Origin of the sequence: Flavobacterium sp. CSZ, from assembly GCF_015350725.1 — a bacterium.
GTDB lineage: Bacteria > Bacteroidota > Bacteroidia > Flavobacteriales > Flavobacteriaceae > Flavobacterium.
On record NZ_JADKPQ010000003.1, the window covers coordinates 321,678 to 345,750 of the forward strand.

16 protein-coding genes are annotated in these 24,073 nt (G+C 34.2%); 4 read left to right on the forward strand and 12 right to left on the reverse strand.

From position 1 onward, the window contains the following. The first annotated feature begins 150 nt into the window (after positions 1-150). Positions 151-1,536 (forward strand): SMI1/KNR4 family protein, encoded by a 1,386-nt coding sequence (locus IRZ78_RS05460; RefSeq protein ID WP_194615553.1) that lies wholly within the window; start codon positions 151-153, stop codon positions 1,534-1,536. A gap of 77 nt (positions 1,537-1,613) precedes the next feature. Here IRZ78_RS05460 and IRZ78_RS05465 read toward each other — a convergent pair whose 3' ends face one another. The 6 genes from IRZ78_RS05465 to IRZ78_RS05490 form a co-directional block, all read right to left on the reverse strand. Next, entirely contained in the window at positions 1,614-2,930 is a 1,317-nt protein-coding gene (locus tag IRZ78_RS05465) for a serine hydrolase domain-containing protein (RefSeq protein ID WP_194615554.1), read from the reverse strand. After that, entirely contained in the window at positions 2,927-3,544 is a 618-nt protein-coding gene (locus tag IRZ78_RS05470) for a hypothetical protein (RefSeq protein ID WP_194615555.1), read from the reverse strand. The genes IRZ78_RS05465 and IRZ78_RS05470 overlap by 4 nt, the downstream gene beginning before the upstream one ends. Next, complete coding sequence (locus IRZ78_RS05475; protein WP_194615556.1) at positions 3,541-3,876, reverse strand: PadR family transcriptional regulator; 336 nt, start codon at positions 3,874-3,876, stop codon at positions 3,541-3,543. The genes IRZ78_RS05470 and IRZ78_RS05475 overlap by 4 nt, the downstream gene beginning before the upstream one ends. Before the next feature lie 106 nt (positions 3,877-3,982). Then, on the reverse strand, positions 3,983-4,501 hold the full coding sequence (locus IRZ78_RS05480; RefSeq protein WP_194615557.1) for a YetF domain-containing protein: 519 nt from the start codon (positions 4,499-4,501) through the stop codon (positions 3,983-3,985). Positions 4,502-4,600: 99 nt separating this feature from the next. Beyond that, the gene (gene rimK / locus IRZ78_RS05485; RefSeq protein ID WP_194615558.1) at positions 4,601-5,971 is read right to left on the reverse strand and encodes a 30S ribosomal protein S6--L-glutamate ligase; all 1,371 of its coding nucleotides are present in this window, start codon (positions 5,969-5,971) and stop codon (positions 4,601-4,603) included. Between the two features lie 143 nt (positions 5,972-6,114). Next, the gene (locus tag IRZ78_RS05490) at positions 6,115-8,661 is read right to left on the reverse strand and encodes an ATP-dependent Clp protease ATP-binding subunit (protein WP_194615559.1); all 2,547 of its coding nucleotides are present in this window, start codon (positions 8,659-8,661) and stop codon (positions 6,115-6,117) included. A 258-nt stretch (positions 8,662-8,919) separates the two neighbouring features. Between IRZ78_RS05490 and gyrA the strand changes: the two genes are divergently transcribed. Then, positions 8,920-11,562, forward strand: a complete 2,643-nt coding sequence (gene gyrA, locus IRZ78_RS05495; RefSeq protein ID WP_194615560.1) for a DNA gyrase subunit A — start codon at positions 8,920-8,922, stop codon at positions 11,560-11,562. A 40-nt stretch (positions 11,563-11,602) separates the two neighbouring features. Then, complete coding sequence (locus tag IRZ78_RS05500) at positions 11,603-12,874, forward strand: tetratricopeptide repeat protein (protein WP_194615561.1); 1,272 nt, start codon at positions 11,603-11,605, stop codon at positions 12,872-12,874. A 76-nt stretch (positions 12,875-12,950) separates the two neighbouring features. Here IRZ78_RS05500 and IRZ78_RS05505 read toward each other — a convergent pair whose 3' ends face one another. The 6 genes from IRZ78_RS05505 to IRZ78_RS05530 form a co-directional block, all read right to left on the reverse strand. After that, entirely contained in the window at positions 12,951-13,370 is a 420-nt protein-coding gene (locus IRZ78_RS05505; protein WP_194615562.1) for an OsmC family protein, read from the reverse strand. A 352-nt stretch (positions 13,371-13,722) separates the two neighbouring features. Continuing rightward, positions 13,723-15,714 (reverse strand): DUF349 domain-containing protein, encoded by a 1,992-nt coding sequence (locus tag IRZ78_RS05510; RefSeq protein WP_194615563.1) that lies wholly within the window; start codon positions 15,712-15,714, stop codon positions 13,723-13,725. Between the two features lie 435 nt (positions 15,715-16,149). Further along, a complete protein-coding gene (locus tag IRZ78_RS05515) occupies positions 16,150-16,899 on the reverse strand; it encodes a shikimate dehydrogenase (RefSeq protein ID WP_194615564.1) in 750 nt (249 codons plus the stop codon). Beyond that, complete coding sequence (locus tag IRZ78_RS05520; RefSeq protein WP_194615565.1) at positions 16,899-18,296, reverse strand: tetratricopeptide repeat protein; 1,398 nt, start codon at positions 18,294-18,296, stop codon at positions 16,899-16,901. Before IRZ78_RS05520 ends, IRZ78_RS05515 begins: the two co-directional genes overlap by 1 nt. A gap of 230 nt (positions 18,297-18,526) precedes the next feature. Beyond that, positions 18,527-19,723: an aspartate aminotransferase family protein gene (locus IRZ78_RS05525; protein ID WP_194615566.1), complete on the reverse strand. Its 1,197-nt coding sequence runs from the start codon at positions 19,721-19,723 to the stop codon at positions 18,527-18,529. A gap of 262 nt (positions 19,724-19,985) precedes the next feature. Further along, entirely contained in the window at positions 19,986-21,638 is a 1,653-nt protein-coding gene (locus IRZ78_RS05530; protein ID WP_194615599.1) for an OstA-like protein, read from the reverse strand. A gap of 479 nt (positions 21,639-22,117) precedes the next feature. On the opposite strand from IRZ78_RS05530, the gene IRZ78_RS05535 reads away from it, so the two are divergent. After that, positions 22,118-23,989, forward strand: a complete 1,872-nt coding sequence (locus IRZ78_RS05535) for an alpha-amylase family glycosyl hydrolase (protein WP_194615567.1) — start codon at positions 22,118-22,120, stop codon at positions 23,987-23,989. Positions 23,990-24,073: the final 84 nt, after the last annotated feature.

Sequence of the window (24,073 nt, forward strand, 5' to 3'; positions counted from 1 at the left end):
AATGTGAGAGATAAAATCGCATTTTAAAACAGATAGAAAAAGCCGGTTTCTTTATTGAAACCGGCTTTTTTGTTTGGTAGTATGGGTTGTTTTAAAGTTATAATGTATTTACATTTACTTTATAATAAAAGAAGGAAAAAGTTTTAGTTAATGGAAGAATTGAATCAAATTGAAAGAATAAAAAAGAAGCTGCTTATAGCAAAAAATACAGATAAGGATTTAAAAGTATTTGGTGCAGACAGTCATAAGTATTTTTTGGGCGAAACTGCAAATAGCGACCAAATTTTAAAGTTCGAAAAAGACTATAATCTGGAGCTTCCTGAAGATTATAAGGCTTTTTTACTTCATATTGGTAATGGTGGGATTTCGTATGCAGATTCTGCCGCGGGACCAGGTTACGGAATTTATCCACTTGGGAAAAATGTAGATGAATTTATCTCTGAAAATGCAAAGCAGTATCTAAAAGAAGATTGTAAATTATATCCTGAAATGACCGATGATTTTTGGGCTGATTTGAATAAAAATATTGAAGAAGATGACGATATTTCTACAGAAGATTTTGAGGTTGAATTAGGTAAAATATTTTCAGGATTATTGCCTGTTGGTACGCAGGGCTGTACGTATTATTATGCACTTGTTTTAAATGGTGAATTTAAAGGAAGAATTGTGAATGTCGACAGTGACAGGCAAAAGCCATATTTTGCGTTTGAATCTAATTTTTTAGATTGGTATGAAAGATGGTTGGATGGAATTATACCAGAAAGTATAATGGCAACGCAACCTGATTTATTTAAATACACCTTGAGCGGATTGGCTGGTTATATTTTAGAAGTGTTTTTCTCTACAGAAAATCATGATATTAAAATAGAATGCCTGAACGGAATTTTGAAAAAGGAAAAATTAGATGCAGCAACTTTAGATATTGTAGAAGAACAATATAAATTAAGTTCAGGTGAAATTAAAAAAGCGATTCTTCAAATATTGACCAAGTTTGATTACGAACGTGCAAAACCTCATTTAATTTCTTATTCAGATGAAAGTTTACTGGATGTTTTTCAGTTTGTATTTTGGTACGCAAAAGATAAAAGTTCAGATTGGTTAGAAGTTGTAAAGGCAAATATTGAAAACATTCATGATGAAGAAACGTTTAGTTTTTGTACTTATTTATTAGAAGCAATGAATCTTGATTATGCAGATATTATTGTTCCTTTTACTTATAATAAAAACGAAGATATAAGGGTTGATGCTTATTATGCGCTGGGAAAATTGGTGAATAAAAGTAATTATATTGATGCTTTTGTATCCGGCCTTAATGATGAATCAAACAGGGTAATTCATATCGTTTTGCAGGCTTTGAATGGAGTAGAAGACAGGAGGCTATTAAAGCATTATAAAGTAATAGCTGAAAAATTTCCTGTAGAAAAAGATTATATTTTAGTGAATCTGAATCATAGATTAAAACCATTTGGTTTAACTAATAAAACAATTAAAAAAATCAAGACAGATTTAGAAATTGATCTTAATAATATCAAGTAGAATTAAATTTTAGAGATAAAAAAAGCTAGTTTCGATAAAGAAACTAGCTTTTTTTTTATTTGCTATTTTAGGTGTATTTATTCTTTGGTGAATAAAAATTCTTGTCCGCCCTGTTTTAAAATCATTTCTTTTTTATCATAATTGAATTCAAGAACGATACCCGCAGTATCAAATTTGAACACTTTGGTAGTTGTAGCTTCTAACGGAAAAGAAGGTTGTCCGGTAGCTTGAGCAATTAATGTATTGTCTTTTTTTGAAATCGTTATTTTTATTGGAATTTGAGTACTTCCGTAAGTTCCGGAATACAAATCCAGAATTTCCGGACTAACAGCAACGCTTCTGAAAACCGGCATTGTAAATGGTTTGTTAAAGTAGGAGTTTAAAGCGCATAATAAGATGTTATTATTGTCGTAATCCAAACCGTTTGAAGTTAAGGTTAAAGCTAATTTTTCATTTGGAAAATAGCCTGCAACAGATTTAAAACCATCAATTCCTCCGGTATGACCGTAATTTTTCTTTTCGTAGTACGGAAATTCAAATAATCCCATTCCAAACTTATCTTGTGCGGTTTTCATTTGATTTAAATGATCTGCTGAAATAATTTTTCCGGCAAAAAGACCTTCAAAAAAGATGTTTAAGTCAGTTGGATTAGAAACAATTGCTCCTGCACCAAGCGGAATAGACATGTCTGTTTCGCTTTCTTTTTTCCATTTTCCATTTTCAGCTGTATACGAATAGCATTCGTTGTTCGCAATATTGGTTTTTTTACCTAAATAAGTGTTTTTTAATTTTAATGGATTAACAATTTTCAGGTTTAAAATTTCGCCGAAAGATTTCTTGTAAATGTCTTCTAATATAAAAGATAATAAAACGTAGTTAGAATTGCTGTATTGTCCTTTTATGTTTGGTTCAAAAGCAATTTCGCCAGATGCAATTCGTTCGATCATTTTAGTTCTCGATTGATATTGAGTGTTCCAGGTTAGGTAATCATCGTCGTTTGTAAAATCGTGTATACCGCTTCTGTGGTTTAATAAATTGCTAATTGTAATTGTTTTTGCATTTTTTACTGTTGGAAAATATTTATCAATAGTTTGATTTAAAGTGATTTTATTTTCTTCGATAGCTTTAAAAATAAGCGCCGCGGTAAAAGTTTTAGAGATGGAACCAATTCTGTATTTCGTATTTATACTTGATTTTTTTGAAGTCGCAACGTCATCAAAACCAATCGATTTGGTATAAATTGTTTTTCCGTTTTCAGAAATGGCAATGCTTCCCATGTATTTATTGTTCTTTTCCAGAAGCGTAAACAAACTGTCCAATTTTTGGGTGTTGAAAGTTTGTGAGAAAGCGCTTGTAACTATAAAAGCGCATAAACAAGTAATGATTTTTTTCATGATAATGTTTTTTGATTGATTGATTTTTTGAACTTTAATAAAAGGGTTATAAGAAAATAGAAAACTACGATTGCTAATAGCATTACAGGAATAAACCAGTTACCCAAAACTTCATGAGTTCCGTATTGAGTTTTGCTTTCAGGATTCATTATTCCCAATACAAATACAGAAGGCGACTCGCTTTTTATGTGAAGACCAACAAGATTTGGATTGAAGATTTTTGCAAAAATCAGAAAAACGAAACCAAATAGAAACAGATATAAAACAAAGAAAAAGATGTACGAAACACCATTTGTAAAGTTTAATATTAAAGCTTTAAAAACATGAATAGGGTTGAATGTTCTTGTTGCCTGTTCTAGTTTTTTATCGGCAACAAGAGGTTTTAGGACTTCTTCCGGAAAACCTAGTTTTTCGATAATATCTAAAAGTGAATCTAGTTCGTTGGTATTATTTCTATGCTGAATCGCTTCAAATATATGGCTGTTGAATTCCATATAAATATCATCCTGATTCATTTTTGATAATGATGCCGTCGCTTTTCTAACGCGCTTCATGTAGTCGTTGTAAATTCGCTGCGAAGCTTTCTGTTCGAATTTGATGTCTTCTATTCTCATTGAATGATTTTTTTAATTGATTTCTCCAGATTCTCCCAGTAGAAATTCATCTGGCTTAGAGTTTCTATTCCGGCTTCGGTCAATGAATAATATTTTCGCGGAATCCCGGTTTCCTGTTCTACCCATTTTGAATCTACTAATGAATCGGTTTTTAACCGATTCATTAAAGGATAAAGCGTTCCCTCGGCAATTTCTATTTCAGTATGTTTTCTTATTTGTTCGATAAGTTCATAACCGTAGTACTCATGATTTTTGAGTACGTTGAGGATAATGAAGGTCAATGTGCCTTTCTTTACCTGCGATTTCCAGTTTGTTACAAATGTTTCGTTCATTCTGCTAATGTATAACAAAATACATAGTATAACAAAGTATATAGCTAAGTTTTTTACGGTAAATATTTAAAATATTGATTTTTAAATGTTTAAATATTTTTAGAGGTTATTTCTGTAAGTTCTTGTGATTGTGTTTTCGCTTAAAATGCGTCTCCTTGATATTTTTTTTATCATCTGAGATCACGCTTATCGTACCGTCAATTTCCAGCATAGCGAGCTTTATATCGGTCAAATGCTCTAAACCATGCTCACGTGCCGCTTCTTTTAATTCTTCGTGCGAAATATCTAATTTACTCAGGGTTTTAAAATCGATGATTCCGTTATGGATTAGAATTTCGGGTTTGTCTAATAATAAGTTATTGAGCCCTTTGTATTTATGTGTAAGCTTTTTGATGATGTAATTAATGATAAATAATGCCAGAGCAGCAATTAAACCTCCTGAAAGACTGGTGTCGGGCCCGACCATGGCATTTTGAACCGAATTACTAATCAGTAAAATAAGAATGATATCAGCGGTATTCAATTGAGAAAGTTCTTTTTTGCCAAAAATTCTCAATGCTATTGTCATAAAAAAATAGACAGCAACGCTTCTTAAAATAATATCGAAATACGGGTACAGTGCCATGTTTTTAGAATTTAAATTTAAAAAAAGCTTTGTCGAAGTTTTACACTTTGACAAAGCTGCTAAATTAATTATAGGTTATTAAGTTCAGGTGAACTTTACTTATATCAGTTTAAAATTCTTTTCAATCGCTTTAATCATTTCTCCGGCAACATCTTTATTAGTAGCGCCTTCGATTCCTTCAAGACCTGGCGAGGAGTTTACTTCGAGTAATAAAGGCCCTTTTGAAGAGCGAATAATATCAACTCCGGCTACTTTTAAGTCCATAGCTTTTGCGGCTTTTATAGCGATTTTTTTCTCTTCGGCCGTTACTTTTATAACAGATGCAGTTCCGCCCAAATGAATATTAGCTCTAAATTCTCCCGGCATTGCTTCACGCTGGATAGCTGCAACCACTTTTCCGTCGATTACAAAACAACGAATATCTTTTCCATTTGCTTCCTTGATGAATTCCTGAACCAGGATATTAGCATTTAAGCTTTTAAAAGCATTGATAACACTTTCTGCTGCTTTTTTAGTTTCTGCCAAAACAACCCCTTTTCCTTGAGTTCCTTCCAGTAATTTTACAATTAAAGGCGAGCCTCCAACCATTTTAATTAAGTTGTCAGTATCCAAAGGAGAATTGGCAAAACCAGTTGTAGGAATATCAATTCCGCTGTTTAAGAGCAATTGTAAGGAATATAATTTATCTCGTGATTGTGTGATGGCTGTAGCCGAATTTAAAACGAAAACCTTCAAAGCTTCAAACTGACGTGTTAGCGCACAGCCATAAAAAGTTATACTTGGTCTAATACGTGGAATAATAGCATCAAACTGATTCAATATTTTTCCGCCGCGATAATGAATTTCAGGAGTTTTAGCGTCCAGTTTCATGTAACATTCCTTGATATTCAAAAAATGCATTTCATGACCGCGCATTTCACCCGCTTCCATAATTCTTTTATTGCTGTATAATTCAGGATTACTGGCCAAAAGTCCAATTCGTAAACCAGAAGTTGCTTTTTCGGAGTTTTGGTATAATTCTTTTAGTGTTTCTGTAGACGGCTGTCCTAACATGTATTTTTCCTCAGGATCAACCAGTACACGTCCGCTCATGGCTTCGCGCCCTAAAAGCATACGAAAACCCATTGAATCCCTGTTGGTCAGGGTCATTTCTATTGGCCATTTTATATCGCCAAGTTTAATGCTGGTCTGGATAACGTAACGGTGTTCTCTAAAACCGCTTGAACTTTTTACAATTCTTTTATCAACCAACGGAGCTTCGCAATGGATGATAGTTTTAATATTATTCTGAATTGGATTAATATCAAATTTCACCCAATTGGCATCATTTTTTATAAAAGGAGCTATGTTTATAGCGTGCATTGCCGAAGTTTTAGCACCGGAATCGACACGAGCTTTGATTGTCGGGATTCCTAGTTCTGGAAATGAGCACCATTCTTCGCTACCTAAAATGACTTTGTTTTGAAGCATACGTTATTATTTGTTTTTATAGAGATTAATAGCCAAAAATAGCTATTTGCTTTTACTAAAGATAGTAAATTATCTAAAAAAAATACCCGTTATGTTATGAAAACGTAACGGGTAAATTAAATTTGTTATAGATTTAAACTAATTTATTGATTAGTTGGCTCCTCGGCTTTGTGTATTTCTACTGAAAGTTCTTGAGAATCATCTTTTAAATCCATTAAGATTTCATCACCTGAATGTATTTTTGAAGTTATGATTTCTTCTGCCAATAAATCTTCAACGTATTTCTGAATCGCTCTTTTTAGAGGTCTCGCTCCAAATTGTCTGTCAAAACCTTTTTCAGCAATAAATGCTTTGGCTTTATCAGTAAGATTTAGTTTGTAACCTAATTCAGCAATACGAGAATATAGTTTTGCAAGTTCGATTTCGATAATCAAATCGATGTCGCCTTTTTCTAATGCGTTAAATACGATTACATCATCAATTCTGTTTAAGAATTCAGGAGCGAAGGTTTTTTTCAATGCATTTTCGATAATACTTTTTGAGTTTTCATCAGCCTGAGCTACTTTCGCAGCAGTTCCGAATCCTACACCTTGTCCAAAATCTTTTAACTGACGTGCTCCAACATTCGATGTCATGATAATGATGGTGTTTTTAAAGTCGATTTTGCGACCTAAGCTATCTGTCAAATATCCGTCATCTAAAACCTGAAGCATCATATTGAATACGTCCGGATGCGCTTTTTCGATCTCGTCTAAAAGTACCACGCAATATGGTTTTCTACGAACTTTTTCAGTCAATTGACCTCCTTCTTCGTAACCAACGTATCCCGGAGGCGCTCCAACTAAACGAGAAATAGCAAATTTTTCCATGTATTCACTCATGTCGATACGAACTAACGCATCTTCAGAATCGAATAATTCTTTTGCTAAAACTTTCGCCAATTGGGTTTTACCAACTCCAGTCTGACCTAAGAAAATAAACGAACCAATTGGTTTGTTAGGATCTTTAAGTCCGGCTCTGTTACGCTGAATAGAACGTGCAATTTTTAAAACGGCTTCGTTTTGACCAATTACTTTGTTTTGAATCAATTCAGGTAATTTGGCTAGTTTATTACTTTCTGTTTGAGCAATTCTGTTTACAGGAATTCCGGTCATCATAGAAACAACATCAGCTACATTATCTTCTGTAACTTCAATTCTGTTGTTTTTAGAATCTTCTTCCCATTGTTCTTGTGCAACCGCAAGATCTTTTTCTATGCGTTTTTCATCATCGCGAAGTTTGGCAGCCTCTTCGTATTTTTGTTTTTTGACTACCATGTTTTTCATTTCACGAACTTCTTCTAACTGACGCTCTAAATCTAAAATTTGTTTAGGAACATCAATGTTAGTAATGTGTACGCGTGATCCTGCTTCGTCAAGAGCATCAATAGCTTTGTCCGGTAAAAAACGCTCAGACATATATCTGTTGGTTAATTTAACACAAGCTTCAATAGCTTCCTGAGTATAAGTTACATTATGGTGATCTTCGTATTTGTCCTTAACGTTATTTAAAATGGCAATCGTCTCTTCAACAGATGTTGGTTCAACAATTACTTTCTGGAAACGTCTTTCAAGAGCACCATCTTTCTCAATATATTGTCTGTATTCATCAAGAGTTGTAGCACCAATACATTGGATTTCACCTCTTGCTAAAGCAGGTTTAAACATGTTCGAAGCGTCAAGAGAACCTGTTGCTCCACCGGCACCTACAATCGTGTGAATTTCATCAATAAAAAGAATGATATCGTCATTTTTCTCCAGCTCGTTCATTACGGCTTTCATTCTTTCTTCAAACTGACCGCGGTATTTTGTTCCGGCAACTAAACTAGCCAAATCAAGAGTAACCACGCGTTTGTGAAAAAGAATACGGGATACTTTCTTCTGGATAATACGTAGAGCAAGTCCTTCTGCAATAGCAGACTTACCAACTCCAGGTTCTCCAATAAGAAGCGGGTTGTTCTTTTTTCTACGGCTTAGAATTTGAGAAACACGTTCGATTTCTTTCTCGCGTCCTACAACCGGATCTAGTTTTCCTTCCTCGGCCATTTCTGTTAAATCTCTCCCAAAATTATCTAAAACCGGAGTCTTGGATTTTTTGTTTGACTTATTGGCGGGATTGTTAAAACTACTTTCTTTAAGACTGTCATCTTGTCCTGAATCGTCATTATACGATTCGTTTCTTGGCAAGTTTTCTAAGAATTCTTCTTCGTTTGGAGTCATATTTAAATATTGTTCTTTAGCTATGTCATAATCTATTTTTAGTTTATTCAATAGCTTGGTTGTTGGATCGTTTTCGTTTCGTAAGATACACAATAGCAAGTGCGCCGTGCTAATAGACGAGCTCTGAAATACTTTAGCTTCTAGAAATGTGGTCTTCAGGGCTCTTTCCGCCTGACGCGTAAGATGAAGATTTTTCTTTTCTGCATTTACTTCAACGCTTTGATTGGCCGGGCTCAGTATTTCTACCTTCCTGCGTAAATGATCTAGATCGACTGCAAGGTTATTAAGAATATGAATAGCTTTTCCGTTTCCATCCCTTAAAATGCCTAGCATTAGATGTTCAGTACCAATAAAGTCGTGGCCCAAACGTAAGGCTTCCTCTTTACTGTAGGTAATAACATCTTTTACTCTTGGTGAAAAATTATCATCCATAATATATAATTGGTATTGTAAATTTAGTGAATTAGTGTTTGAAAAACAAAAACCATACCCTTAAGGAACTCCTGACAGCTAAGAGACAAAAAAAATAACAATAAAAGCGTTAAAATACGCTTAATTTATTAACCAAAAGCGAAAATAAAGTTGTTAATAAATCATTGAAATAAGTGTAAGTAAATAGCTGAAAAAATTCCAAAAAAACGTATCTTGGCACGCTTTGAAACTAATATAATTATTTAAACATAACAACTTATGTCTGAAGGAGAAAAGTTAATTCCTATTAACATTGAAGATGAAATGAAATCAGCTTACATCGATTATTCGATGTCAGTAATTGTATCGAGAGCGCTTCCGGATGTTAGAGATGGCTTGAAACCAGTGCATCGAAGAGTTCTTTACGGAATGTATGATTTAGGTGTAACTTCAAGATCTGCCCACAAAAAGTCTGCAAGAATCGTAGGAGAGGTTCTGGGTAAGTATCACCCACACGGGGATACTTCTGTTTATGATGCAATGGTTCGTATGGCTCAGGAATGGAGTATGCGTTATTTATTAGTGGATGGTCAGGGTAACTTTGGGTCTGTCGATGGTGATAGCCCTGCAGCAATGCGTTATACTGAGGCCAGAATGCGTAAAATATCTGAAGATATCATGGCAGATATCGAAAAAGAAACAGTTGATTTTCAATTGAACTTTGACGATACATTATATGAGCCAAAAGTAATGCCTACAAGAGTTCCTACTTTATTAGTAAACGGAGCAACAGGTATTGCCGTTGGTATGGCAACAAATATGCCTCCACACAATTTAACTGAAGTTATCAATGGTACATTAGCGTATCTTGATAATAACGATATTGAAGTTGACGAATTAATGACACACATTAAAGCTCCCGATTTTCCAACCGGTGGTGTAATATATGGTTATGAAGGAGTTCGCGAAGCTTTTAAAACCGGTAGAGGACGTATTGTAATGCGTGCTAAAGTTGGTTTTGAAGAAGTTGACGGAAGAGAATGTATCATCGTAACGGAGATTCCCTATCAGGTGAACAAAGCCGAAATGATCAAACGTACGGCTGATTTAGTTAACGATAAAAAAATCGAAGGTATTGCGAATATTCGTGACGAGTCTGATAGAAACGGTATGCGTATCGTTTATATTCTGAAACGTGACGCTACGCCAAACGTAGTATTGAATACCTTATATAAATTCACATCATTACAATCTTCTTTTAGTGTAAATAATATTGCATTAGTAAAAGGACGCCCGCAAATGTTGAATCTAAAAGATATGATTCACTATTTTATCGAGCACCGTCATGATGTAGTAGTGCGTAGAACTCGTTTTGAATTGCGTAAAGCAGAAGAAAGAGCGCATATCTTAGAAGGATTAATCATTGCTTCTGATAATATTGACGAAGTTATTGCGATCATCAGAGGTTCTAAGAATACAGAAGAAGCTCGTGAGAAATTGATCGAAAGATTTAATTTGTCAGATATTCAGGCACGTGCTATTGTTGAGATGCGTTTACGTCAGTTAACAGGTCTGGAACAAGATAAGTTAAGAGCTGAATTCGACGAATTGATGAAGTTAATCGAGCATTTGAAAGCTTTATTGGCAGATGTAGATTTAAGAACGAATTTAATTAAAGAAGAACTGGAAGAAATCCGTGAGAAATACGGAGATGAGCGTCGTTCTATAATTGAATATTCTGGTGGAGATGTAAGTATCGAGGATTTGATTGCCGATGAAAATGTAGTAATTACAATTTCACACGCAGGTTATATCAAACGTACCAACTTAACAGAATACAAAACTCAAAATAGAGGTGGAGTTGGACAAAAAAGCGCAGGAACAAGAGATCAGGATTTCCTTGAGCATATGTTCGTTGCAACCAATCACCAGTATATGATGTTCTTTACGCAAAAAGGAAAATGTTTCTGGATGCGTGTTTACGAAATTCCTGAAGGAAGCAAAACTGCAAAAGGTAGAGCAATCCAGAATTTAGTAAATATTGAAAGCGATGATAAAGTAAAAGCTTTCATTTGTACACAAGACTTAAAAGACAAAGATTATATCAACAGTCATAATCTTGTAATGGTAACGAAACAAGGTCAGGTGAAGAAAACTTCTTTAGAGAAATATTCTAAACCAAGGGTAAATGGTGTTGCTGCAATTACAATTAAAGAAGGTGATGAGTTACTTGAAGCTAAATTAACAAACGGAGAAAGCCAAATTATCTTAGCTGTTAAGTCTGGTAAATTGGTTCGTTTTGAGGAAACTAAGACGCGTCCGATGGGAAGAACAGCATCAGGAGTTCGCGGAATTACCTTAAAAGACGATACTGATGAAGTAATTGGTATGGTTACGGTTGATAAAGAGGATGTAAACGATACACAGATTTTGGTTGTAACTGAAAACGGATACGGTAAACGTACTAAATTAGTTGATGACGATGGAGAAGATGTTTACAGAATCACAAACCGTGGAGGTAAAGGTGTTAAAACACTTAATATCACGGAGAAAACAGGAAAATTAATTTCTATTAGCAATGTAACAGATGCTGATGATTTAATGATCATCAATAAGTCAGGATTAACAATTAGAATGGCGATTGAAGATTTACGTGTAATGGGTCGTGCAACACAAGGGGTTCGATTGATTAACTTAAAAGGTAAAGATTCTATTGCTGCTGTAACAAAAGTTATGAAAGATGATGTTGCAGAGGTTGTTGTTGACGAAGACGGAAACGTTATTGAGTCTGCTATCGAAAGAGTAAAACCGGATTTAGAAGTTCTTGAGGACGAAGGTCCTGTAGACGATGACGACGACGATGATACTGATCAAGAAATTGAAGACGAAGATGATTCTGAAGAAGAAGAGTCTGAGGAATAAAAAGTAAACCACTTATAATTAAATACACAAATTGAATATTATGAAAAGTAAATATGTAATACTTGCGTCAGCATTATTGATTTCAGTAGCTACTTTTGCTCAAAAGGATCAGATAAAAAGTGCTGAAAAAGCGTTAAAAGGAGGGGATGCTCAGGGAGCAATTACAATCCTGAACGATGCAGAAAATATGGTAGCAAATGCCAAAGATGTTGAGCAGGCTCAATTTTACTCTGTAAAAGCTAATGCTTATTTAGATTTAGCAAATAAAAAAATAGACGAAAGTAAAAACCTTTCTCTTGCTGCTGAAAGCTATAAAAAGTTAATTGATGTTGAAAAAGCTTCAGGAAAATTAAAATATTCTACTCAGGCTGCAGCTTCAATTACTGAAATCAAAGGAAAGTTGATTAATTCAGCTATCGCAGATTCTCAGGCTGGTAAAAATGTTGAAGGAGCAAAAAAATTGTATGATGCTTATTTGTTAGAGAAAAAAGATACAATCAATTTGTATTATGCAGCTTCAACAGCGGTAAATGCTCAGGATTTTGATCTTGCATTGCCAATGTACGAAGAGTTGAAACAATTAAATTATTCTGGAAAAGGAACTAGCTATACTGCTGTAAACAAAATTTCAGGTAACGAAGATGCTTTTAATAGTGCAAAAGACAGAGATTTAGCTGTAAAATTAGGAACTCACGAAAAGCCTCAAACAGAAGCTATTCCTTCTAAAAGAGGAGAGATTTACAAAAATCTTGCTTTAATTTTAGTTCAAAAAGGGCGTGGCGAAGATGCTAAAAAAGCAATCGCTGATGCAAGAAAAGCAAATCCGGATGATAGTTCTTTGATCCTTACTGAAGCTAACTTGTATTTAGAGTCTAAAGATTTTGATACTTACAAAAAATTAGTTGGTGAAGCTTTGCAAAAAGATCCAAACAATGCTGATTTAGTATTCAATTTAGGAGTTCTTAGTGCGAATGCAAAAAACAATGCTGATGCTGAGAAATATTATTTGAAAGCTATCGAAATCAATCCAAAGTATACAAATGCTTATCTTAACCTGGCAGCTTTGAAATTAGAAGCTGAAAAACCAATTATTGATGAGATGAATAAATTGGGTACTTCTGCAAAAGATATGAAGCGTTACGATGTGTTGAAAGGACAAAGAGAAAATGTTTTTAAAGCAGTAATTCCTTACCTTAAAAAAGCAAATGAGTTAGATCCTAAAAACGAAGATGTTTCTAAAACATTATTAGGAGTTTACAAAGCGTTAGAAATGACTGCTGAAGCAAAAGCTCTAAAAGCTACAATGAACTAATAAACGTTTGTTTAAATCTATAAAAAAAACCATTCACTGCGGTGAATGGTTTTTTTTATGCTTAAAAATATTGCTTTTAGCTTACTAGTGAAGCAGATAAAGTAATAGTGGTATTTAAAAGTTTAGAAATCGGACAGATTTCTTTTGCTTTTGCAGCTGTTTTTTCAAATTCCTCAGCTGAAATATTAGGAACCTTGCCTTTTAAATCTAAATGAATTAAAGTTATTGTTCCGTCTTCAAAAGTAACTGTAGCTTCTGTATTAAGATCATCGGCAGTAAAACCTCCTTCGTTAAGTAAAAAGCTTAATTGCATCGTAAAACAGCCCGAATGCGCTGCTGCAACCAATTCTTCAGGATTTGTTCCCACTCCGTCTGCGAATCTTGTTTTAAATGATAATTGCGCATTATCTAGTGTAGTACTTTGTGTGCTGATTTTTCCTGTTCCTTCCATGCCCGTTCCTTTCCAGTTGGCATTCGCTTTTCTTGTAAATTTCATTTTTCGTTGTTATTAGGATTAATAATTGAATTTGTTGATTATCAATAGATAATGTGGTTTATCAAATATAATCAATATTTTACAGAAATTTTTTCATGAAATTATAATACATTGTTAAGTTTCGGGTTGAAACGAGATAGATATTGGAGTGAACTTAACCGCAAAGTGCGCAAAGTTTTTTTAATATACTGACTGGGATTTATAAAACGCAAAGCTCGCAAGGCTTTGTGTTTATTTAGCTTTGCGAACTTTGTGTATCCCGATAGCTATCGGGATTGTGTACTTTGCGGTAAAATCAGAATAGTATAAAAAAAAACTGCAATGAATATTCACTGCAGTTTTGATATTTAAATTATTCCTGACCCAGGTTTCGTAATTGTTTCAGTTTATCTTTCCAAAGTTCAAGGCTTTCTTTATGGATAGCGATGTTTTTACGAACTTCAAGAACAATTGAATTCTCTTTTTTAGCATTTTTTGTATTAGCAAAAAACTGAATATTGTTTTCTAATTGGAAAATTTCATTTTGAACTTCTTCAATCTTACGCATTAAGAAGATCTTTTCGTTGTCTAATTTACGAGTATCATTACTATCAGATAATGAGTCGATACGATTAGAGAAACGCATCATTTCAGTTTCTTTTTTGCTTAAGCTTAATTTTTCAAAAAGAGCGTCTAGGATTTTATTGAATTTTCCTTCTATATGACGTCTTGAAAAAGGTACTTTTCCGTAACCTTTCCAGATTTCGATATGTGCTTTAATAGCATCCAAATCAGTTTTGTGATCACCAGTCAATTGATAAGCTCTTAAAATGTCTAAGTATGCTTTTTTATTGTCGAAAGCAGCTACTTCGTCAACATTTTCTTCAGATTTGTACTCTTTTAATTTATCAAAATAATGATTACAAGCGTCTTTGAATTCTTTCCAGATTTTATCTGAATATTTTTTAGGAACGTGACCAATTTGTTTCCACTCTTCCTGAATTTGCTTCATGATAGGGGTAGTGGCACCAAAATCGGTACTTTCTTGTAGTTCTTTTGCTTTGGCAACAAGAGCCATTTTTTTGTTTAGATTGTCGTTTTGATCCTTTTTAATGTCTTTGTAAAATGAATTTTTAAAAGAATTAAAGTTTCTAACGGCAGTTTTAAAAGCAGCCCAGGTTTCTTCGTTAACTTCAGATGGTACTTTTCCGGCAGCGAAAAACTCATTTCTAAGTGCTTCTACCTTCTGAATTTGTACTAACCATTGGGAGTGAGAGTTTACTTTTTCAGTTCCTAAAACTTCAATTTTACCAATGATTTCTTTTTTAACTTCAAGATTTTTTTGTTCGTTTGCTCTTTGGCTTTCAAACAAAACTTCTCTCTTGTCATGGATTTTTTTAGTCAGTTCACTAAATTTATTCCAGATGGTATCACGGTGTTCTTTAGAAACTGGTCCGATATCTTCTTTCCAGATTCTATGTAAATCCTGTAATTCACGGAATGCTTTGCTAATGTCGGTTTCGTTTGCTAACTCTTCAACACGTGCAATAATTTTTTGTTTTTGCTCCAGATTGTATTTAAAATCTAAATCTCTGGCTTCACGATCTAAGTGTAGGTAATCGTAAAAATTCTCTACGTGAAAATGGTAATTATTCCAAACGTGATTGTATTTGTCTTTTGGGATTGCTCCGGCATTTTTCCATCTTTCTCTTAAATCATTAAAATGTTTAAGAGTGTCTTTGATGTTTTCCTGCGGATTGATAAGCTCTTTAAGCTCTTCTACAATCGCAAGTCTGTTTTCTAAATTCGATTTTAGATTGGTTTGTAAATGCTTGAAATGTGTATTTCTTTTTTCTCTAAAAACATTGTAATACTCGTCAAATTTAGATTTTAACGGAGAATGATATTCAAATTCTTCATTCGGGTCTTGTTTAGAAGCGTTGAATTCTTCTTTTTTCTCCTCTATAAGGTGGTTGTATTGTATTAAAAATGACTTCTTGATTTCTTCGATATGATCTTTTACAGACATTACTTTATCTGTGTTGATCAGTTTTTTAAGTTCATCTACAAGCACATCCATAGCAAAAGTATCATAATCCTGCATAGGAATATCATGACGCTCTTTCAGCGTTTCATCTTCACTTTCTTCGGCGTTCGAATTTGTTATGGCATCTAATGCAGTCTGATGAGCGGTTTCTGTTTCTTCGGCTGTATTTTCTGCTTCAGTTTCAGTTTCTGAAGTTGAGATTTTAGCAGCAGTTTCAGGCTCTGATGTTTCAGTTGCATTATCTTGTGTAGAATCGCTAATTTCGATTTCTAATTTTCCGTCTGCTTCCTGCAGGTTATCATTCTTTTCTTCTAACATTTTAAATGTATAAGGTTTTTATTTTAAACAGAGCGAAAGATACTAAAGGTGTTTCTAAATACAAAATAAATCGTTTGTTTATACGCTTTTTTAAGATGAAATTCCTATTTATTGTGGTATTTTAGGAATATGATATGGGTTTTTTAGCTGATTTTTTTGAAGTAAATTTAAATTTCGGATTAATAGAAATTTTAGAAAAATCAAATTAAATTAATATTGTAAACTTAAATTTTTAGTTTTCTTTCAAACTAAAACAAAATAAGGACTCTGACTTCGATGCCGTAATTGTAGGATTTATGGCTTCTAAAAGTAATACCGGGTTGGATGTAAATCATATTGATTAGCATCATTTTTCATCCAAACTCTAAAAAAAAAACTATTACTTAGTCTAATATATAAAAAAAAACACACTAGTAATTAGTGTGTTTTTGTCTTTTATTTATTCCAGATTTTCCAGGCTTTCTCTGCCTGAAAAATAAGCATGTCATAACCGTTTTTGATTACAGCGCCTTTTTCTTTGGCGTTTTTTAAAAACTGAGTTTCTGCCGGATTATAGATTAAATCGTAGGCGATATGTTTCTCTGTGAAAAACTCGTACGGAAGATCTGGACAAGCTTCTATATTTGGGCTTGTGCCAACTGGTGTACAATTGATTATGATTTTGAAATTATCAAATGTAGTGGCATTGATTAAATTGTAATCGATAATGTTTTCCTTGGCTTCTCTCGATACAAAAGTATACGGAATACCAAGTTCGTCCAGTGCAAAGGCAACACCTTTTGAGGCGCCGCCTGTACCCAGAATAAGTGCTTTTTTATGGTGCGGCTCTAATAATGGTTCTAATGATTTTTTGAAACCATAGTAATCAGTGTTGTATCCTTTTAATTTTCCGTTTTTGGTAAATTTAATCGTGTTTACGGCACCAATTAGAGCTGCTTTTTTTGAAAGTTTATCTAAGAAGGGAATTACTTGTTCTTTGTACGGAATCGTAACATTAAGGCCTTTTAAATCGGGATTGTTTTTTACTAATTCAGTGAAATAATTAATTTCTGAGATGTCAAAGTTTTCATAGCTGTTGCCGGCAAAAACTTCATCGCTAAATTTTTCTGTAAAATATCCTTTCGAAAATGAGTAACTAATATTACGGCCTAACAAGCCAAAACGTCTCCTTAAAATATCAATCATTATTGTTTTCTATGTTTTTCTATATAATTTTTAACCGTCTTTTTTGACCATACTACCGGAAATAAATCTTCGATTAAGATGTAATTATCAAAGTTCAAACGCAAACCATTGCTTAAATGAAATTTTGCTTTGGTATTGTCCTGAATCATGAAATACAATCCTGCCAAACGATATTCGATCTCGTTTTCTTCCGGAAAATATTCTGTGGCCTGTAATAAAGTCTGAATAGCGCTTTCGAATTCGCCTAAAAACTGAAGAATGTCAACCCAAAATAACCAGGTATCTAAGGCATAATCTCCAAATTCTACTGCTTTTCTATAACCAAATTCTGCTTCTTCAAAAAAGTTCATTTGTTTGTTGATCGTCGCATAACGTTTCCAGTACAAACGATTTTGATTGTCGATTGCTAATGCTTTATTGACAAAAAATAAGGCTTTCTGGAAGTTTTTCTGGCGAACATAGAAATCAGTAATAGCAATCCATCCTTTGTCTAAAAGGGGATCTTCGTGTACTGTTTGGTTATAGTATTGAAGTGCTTTAACTGAATTACCCAGTTTTTCGTAACATTTCCCTATACGCAATAGCGCATAAGAAGTAGCATCGTCTAACTCGATGGTTCTGTTGTAGCTTTCAATCGCTTCAGCGTATTGTTTAAGACGCTCATAGGCTTTTGCTTTTTCCATGAAAGCACCTAAAAACTCATCGTCGATTAGGGTTGCATAGTCAAAAGCACGAATAGCGTTTTCATATTCTTTTACGCCATAATGCAAACGGCCAAGCTGATGCCAGGCGATTTCGCTGTATGGGTTTTTATTGATGTACTCGTTGAGATAAACAATGGCTTCCTGGTTTTGATCTAAAAATTCAAAACAATACACCACATTATATAAGGCAGACTGATCTTCTAAATCTTCTTCAAGACATTTGATAAAACTGTCTTTTGCCATCTCGAGGTTATCCATAAAAAGATATTCCATTCCGATCAGGTTGTACACGTCAGCGTAGTCATCAGTATATTGCAGGGCAATTTTAAGCAATTCTACCGCTTTTTCGTGTTGATCTCTTTTAGAGCAGATATTGGCTTTCTGGATGTAAATTTCCTCGTTATTAGGTTCGATTGCATATAACTCATTTAAGAGTTTCTCGGCGATCTCTAGTTTATCGTCGTAAACCAACATTTCTACTTGTACTAATTTTAAGCCCGTAGATTTTGGGTGTTGGTCTAATGCAAGTTTCAAGGCCTTCTTTGCTAAATTAGCCTTGCCTATGTCTAAATAATGAAGAATAATTTCTTCAAATTCTTCAGAATCAAAAAAGAGTACTTTGTTAGTTTTTAACATCGACTCAAATTTGGATAGGGATAGGTTATAATCTTCTTCTTCGTTGCTTAATTGCATACTGTCTTTATTTGAAATTAGCCTGTTATAAATTTAGGCAACCATATTATTGTTGTGAGGAATGGGAATTAATTGTTGTGAACAATTTAATTAACAATATGGACAGAATTTCTATTCTGTTTTAAGTTATAATCTTTTGGTCTGTAAAAGATTAAATTTGATTTTTATTTTATTTTTGTTTTAACCGTGAATCCTAGCCCTGATAGCAGATAGCAGGAAATAGCTCCTAATTAAACTACTTGTTCTTTTTTCATGATTTCATCCATAACACTTAAGATTATGGCACAACCTTCTTTTATTTCTTCGTCAGAAATGGTTAACGGTGGTGTTATTCGTATTGCGCATCCTTCAAACAGCAACCAGAATAAAATGAGCCCTTTGTCCTGACAGTTTAAAATAACTTCGTTTGTTATTTCTGCACTCTCTGTCATGGCGGCAAGCATTAATCCTTTTCCTCTAACTTGCTTTATCAAAGGATGTACCAAAAGCGATCTAAAGAGTTTTTCTTTATTTAAGGTGTCCTGCATTAAATTTGTCTCAGTTAATTCCTGCAAAGTAGCTAAACAGGCTGACGCAATGACAGGATGGCCTCCAAAAGTGGTGATATGTCCCAGTTTAGGGTTTTCGGTTAATAGATCCATTTTTTCTGCCGAAGCGGTAAAAGCACCTACCGGCATTCCGCCACCCATTCCTTTTCCCATAACGACAATATCCGGAACGACGTCATAGTTCTGGAAACCAAATAGTTTACCGGTTCTTCCAAATCCGGGTTGGATTTCGTCGACAATCATCATGGCACCAACCTCATCGCAACGTTTACGTACTTTTTGCAGATAATTGTTTTCGGGCTGAATAAATCCTGCGCCTCCCTGAATGGTTTCTAAAAGTATTGCGGCTGTTCTGGTGGTGATTTTTTGCAAATCTTCTTCGTTATTGAAGGTGATAAAGTCAACATCAGGAAGCAACGGACGAAAGGCTTGCTTGCGTTCTTCGAATCCCATAACGCTCATGGAACCCATGGTGTTACCGTGATAGGCGTTATGACAAGAAATCAATTGACTGCGTCCTGTGGTTCGTTTGGCTAATTTTAGTGCGCCTTCGATAGCTTCTGTACCTGAATTGACTAAATAGGTTTTGTTTAGAGATTCGGGTAGGAATGAGGCCAGTAATTTGCAATATTGAACGGCCGGGCTTTGCGAATATTCGCCATAAACCATAACGTGCGAATATTTGTCTAACTGATCTTTGATCGCCTGATTGACTCTCGGGTGTTGATGTCCAAGTGTGCAGGCCGAAACTCCGGCAACAAAATCTAAATATTTTTTATCGTTTGTATCGTAAATATAGGAACCAATGGCGTGAGAAACTTCCATTCCGAGTGGGTAAGGAGAGGTTTGTGCCTGGTATTTTATAAAATCTGGATTCATTTTTTTTAAGGTTCAAATTGGCAAAGGTACTAAGGTTGAAAGTTTAGTCTCAGTCTCGGTTTTGGTCTCAGTATGAAACTGAAAACTGTAACTAAATACTGTGACTGAATTTAACCGCAAAGATCGCAAAGTTTACTAAGATTTAGGTCAAGATCATATTATTAAAATGCAAAGTCCGCAAAGCTTTGTAAACTGAAAACTGTGACTACGACTAATTTTACCGTAAAGATATAAAACTGAAAACTGTAACTGCGACTGAAAACTATTTCTTAGTCTTAGTAGTGCTTGCTTTTGTGGTACTAGTTTTATTAACAGCAGGTTTCTTTTTGTCGTAATCAAGGGTTTCTTTTCTGACTTTCATCGGGGTGGTTTTGTCCTTGGCTTCCTGGTCTTTTCCTTCCTGTACTAATTTGTCGTTGAGTTCGTTGTCTTCGGCGGTAAAAATATCATCTTTGGACTTTATTCGTTCGTCACCTCGCCATTTTAAGCCTTTTAGTTTACGTGCATTTTCGGGCAGATCGGCTTCCGGATAAACATCGCCGTCGACTTTATTAAAAAATGTAATGGTTTCGATATCGTTATTTTCTAAAATAAGATTGATCTTGCTGCTTACATTTTTATTGATGCCAATGAGCTGATTATCGTCATTTCGCATATAATAGACTACCTCGGTGTTTTTAATCACATCGACGTCATGCAATTTTCCTTCTTTGAATTTTCCGAATAAATTGAGTCCCTTGACCTGATTATAACCCGTGCCGAGGGTATCCCGCGAGACTATAAAGGTGTTATTGAGGACTTTTAAGGAATCTAATTTTTTGGTGGTGTTATCACCAATTAAATGCATAATATCTCCTGTAATCTGACTTTCTCCGTTCCATAGAATTGGATTTCCGATCAATTTTGTCAATGCAGTTTTAGAGTTCGAATGGATAGAATCACATTTTCCGCTCATGTCTATTTTGTAGAAACGAACGTTTTTATACGCTCTTAAAATTCGTTCGCCTTCTTTGCCGGTAACCATTAATTTTTGTCCGTGAATATAAACCGAATCTTTTTCGACGAGATTTATGGCTACGGCTCTTTTTGTGACAAACATCGAATCTTTTAGTTTGTAAATTTCGGCATAATGTCCTTTTACAATTCCGCGATTGATAGAGTCGGTAATTTTTACATTTCGGGTGGCAGAGGCAAATTCAATATTTCGATTATAGTACAAACTATCCCCTTCTATGAGTCGGTCATCGTATTTTATGTACGACTTCCTTAAAAAATGCGCAAGGTTTTTCTTGGTATCATAAAACCCTTTTTCGGTGTAAATGTAGTTCGTCTTGCTTGTAATAGTCGACGGGCCAAACAAATAAGTGTGTCCTGAATTACTGTAATAATCTAAATGATTCGATTTTATAACATATTTAGGATTTGTAATCGTAACTTCTGTCAGGAATTGAAATTTTTTCTCAGCTACAAAATATCTTCCTGATTTACTTACCAGGGTATTGTCTTTATTAACGATAGTACCTTTTGTATTGTAAAAAACCTGCTGAATATTTCGATCAAAATTAATAGTATCTGTTTGTAGAGTGGCATCTGGAGAACTCATCACAGCATCTCCGGTGGCGAAAGCTTTTTTTGAATTTCCACTATATTCCGCATATTTACTGTTTAGAAATAAAGTATCACCTTGTACTAATTGTACATTTCCAAATGCTTTAAGATAGTTTTCTTTCTTAAAAACGTAGGCTTTGTTACAAGTTAATACAATCCCGTCATGATTTACTTTTACATTTCCAGTCAATAAAACACCGTCAGGTACTAAGACTTCATTGACTTCTACCAAATCTGCATTTTCAATATTAATTGTTTTTGGCTTTGGCGCCTGTGCAAAAATGAATTGAACGCTTAACAATAGCAAACAATAGGATATGAAAAATAGTGATTTCTTCAATTGATTAAATTTTTGTCAAATTTATGAAAAAGGTTACAACCTTTACTGATATTGTGATTAATTTATATTATTTAGATGTGAAGGTTTTCTTATTAGGTTTAAAGTTTCATAGGTTCGAAGGAACAAAGGTTTAAAGTTTTCAAAAGGACTGTGATATTTCTGGTAAAATGAATTTTACAGGTAGTATATATCTTTAGAGATGCATAGCAGTGCATCTAATATAAAGAAGAGATTTAATTTTAATTCATCAGGAAAAAACTTTGTTTCTCTGAACCTTTTTTTAATTATCAACAAATCATAATACTATTTCGTTATAGTTGGCTTTTTATATAATGTATTAATGTAATATGATTTTTGTTTGATTTGAATTTTAAAAATTAGCCTAAATTTAGAAAATAGTTTCGGGATGTTGAGTTCAGAAAACCATTAGTTTATAAAAAACGAATATGATAAATAAAAAAGTTTTTGTTGCAGGATTGGCTGCAACCATGCTGTTTTCTGCATGTAAAACCAAAGATTTAAAAATGAATATAACAAAAGAAGAAGTTCCTGCTGAAAGGAAGATTGTAGTTTATCAGGTTTTTACGCGTTTGTTTGGAAATAAAAACACAACCAATAAACCCTGGGGAACAATTGAAGAAAATGGAGTAGGGAAATTTAATGATTTTACCGACCATGCGCTTCATGAAATTAAAGATTTAGGAGTTACTTACATTTGGTATACCGGAGTTCCGCACCACGCTTTGGTGAGGGATTATAAAGCTTATGGAATTTCTGATGATGATCCCGAAGTGGTAAAAGGCCGTGCAGGATCGCCTTATGCGGTGAAAGATTATTATAATGTAAATCCCGATTTAGCATTAAATCCGGCGAACAGATTACAGGAATTCGAAGATTTGATTGACCGTACGCACAAAGCAGGTTTGAAAGTTATTATTGATATTGTACCGAATCATATTGCCAGAAAATATGAAGGGAAAAATAATCCTGAAGGTGTTAAGGATTTTGGTGCCAATGACAATGCAAATGTTGAATACAGCAGAAACAACAATTATTATTATATCCCGAATAATCACTTTGAAATTCCGGACAATGATATTCCATTAAACGGAGAAAAGAATCCACTTGTTGATGGAGTATTTGATGAAAATCCAGCAAAATGGACAGGAAACGGTTCGCGAAAAGTAAAACCAGATCAAAATGACTGGTATGAAACCGTAAAAGTAAATTACGGAATTCGTCCGGATGGATCTAAGGATTTTCCTGAACTTCCAGCCGGATTTGATCAGAAATCATATCAGGAGCATTTTGCTTTCTGGCAGGATAAAGACGTTCCGGATTCCTGGAAAAAGTTTAAATCAATCGCTTTGTATTGGATTGTAAAAGGTGTTGATGGTTTTCGTTATGATATGGCCGAAATGGTTCCGTATGAGTTTTGGAGTTATATGAACTCGGCTATCAAAATGAAAAATCCGAATGCGTTTTTATTGGCAGAGGTGTATAACCCAAATGAATATCGCAATTATATTCGTTTAGGAAAAATGGATTATTTATATGATAAGGTCGAAACTTATGATAAACTGAAAGGCATTATTCGCGGAAAATCATCTCCTGACGGATTATCGGATATTCAGAAAAGTATGTCGGATATTGAACATAATATGCTTCACTTTTTAGATAATCATGACGAGCAGCGTTTGGCAAGTTCTGAATTTGCAGGAACACCGGAAAGAGGAAAACCTTTAATGGTGGTTTCGACTACGATTAGCACTTCGCCAACAATGGTTTATTTTGGACAGGAAGTAGGAGAGGCCGGAAATGAAGATGCCGGTTTTGGAAAACCTACAAGAACTTCAATTTTTGATTATATCGGCGTTCCTAATCATCAGCGTTGGATGAATGGCGGAAAATTTGACGGAGGACAGCTTTCTGAATCAGAGAAAAATCTTCGTGATTTTTATAAGCGATTATTAAATTTCTCTATTAATAGTCCGGCTTTGATGGGAAGTTTTCAGGAAATTCAATCTGTAAACCGTGAGAATAATGCCGGTTATGATGAATTGCTTTATTCGTATGTTCGCTGGTCTGAAAATCAGAAATTGATCGTTGTGGCGAATTTTTCTTCTGAAAAAACAAGTGAGTTTGAATTGAAAGTTCCGGCAGATATTATCTCAAAATGGAATTTGAAAGACGGTGAATACGGACTTACAGATCAATTGTACTTGCAGAATGAGGTAAAACTGAATGTCAGTAATGGAGAGGGAAGGGCTAAAGTAAAAATAGCACCATCTGAATCGTTTATTTATGAGTTAAAATAGGATAGAACTTGCATTGATTTTGTTTGATGCAGTACTATAAGATCAAAAAAAAGCTGATACTCAATTGTATCAGCTTTTTTGTTT

Coding starts and splice junctions, on each gene's coding strand:
- IRZ78_RS05470 (WP_194615555.1), bottom strand. CDS start 3,544: ATGAGAATAGAAGACATCAAATTCGAACAGAAAGCTTCGCAGCGAATT.
- IRZ78_RS05490 (WP_194615559.1), bottom strand. CDS start 8,661: ATGGATGATAATTTTTCACCAAGAGTAAAAGATGTTATTACCTACAGT.
- IRZ78_RS05460 (WP_194615553.1), top strand. CDS start 151: ATGGAAGAATTGAATCAAATTGAAAGAATAAAAAAGAAGCTGCTTATA.
- IRZ78_RS05500 (WP_194615561.1), top strand. CDS start 11,603: ATGAAAAGTAAATATGTAATACTTGCGTCAGCATTATTGATTTCAGTA.
- gyrA (WP_194615560.1), top strand. CDS start 8,920: ATGTCTGAAGGAGAAAAGTTAATTCCTATTAACATTGAAGATGAAATG.
- IRZ78_RS05505 (WP_194615562.1), bottom strand. CDS start 13,370: ATGAAATTTACAAGAAAAGCGAATGCCAACTGGAAAGGAACGGGCATG.
- IRZ78_RS05465 (WP_194615554.1), bottom strand. CDS start 2,930: ATGAAAAAAATCATTACTTGTTTATGCGCTTTTATAGTTACAAGCGCT.
- IRZ78_RS05535 (WP_194615567.1), top strand. CDS start 22,118: ATGATAAATAAAAAAGTTTTTGTTGCAGGATTGGCTGCAACCATGCTG.
- rimK (WP_194615558.1), bottom strand. CDS start 5,971: ATGCTTCAAAACAAAGTCATTTTAGGTAGCGAAGAATGGTGCTCATTT.
- IRZ78_RS05525 (WP_194615566.1), bottom strand. CDS start 19,723: ATGAATCCAGATTTTATAAAATACCAGGCACAAACCTCTCCTTACCCA.
- IRZ78_RS05520 (WP_194615565.1), bottom strand. CDS start 18,296: ATGCAATTAAGCAACGAAGAAGAAGATTATAACCTATCCCTATCCAAA.
- IRZ78_RS05475 (WP_194615556.1), bottom strand. CDS start 3,876: ATGAACGAAACATTTGTAACAAACTGGAAATCGCAGGTAAAGAAAGGC.
- IRZ78_RS05510 (WP_194615563.1), bottom strand. CDS start 15,714: ATGTTAGAAGAAAAGAATGATAACCTGCAGGAAGCAGACGGAAAATTA.
- IRZ78_RS05515 (WP_194615564.1), bottom strand. CDS start 16,899: ATGATTGATATTTTAAGGAGACGTTTTGGCTTGTTAGGCCGTAATATT.
- IRZ78_RS05480 (WP_194615557.1), bottom strand. CDS start 4,501: ATGGCACTGTACCCGTATTTCGATATTATTTTAAGAAGCGTTGCTGTC.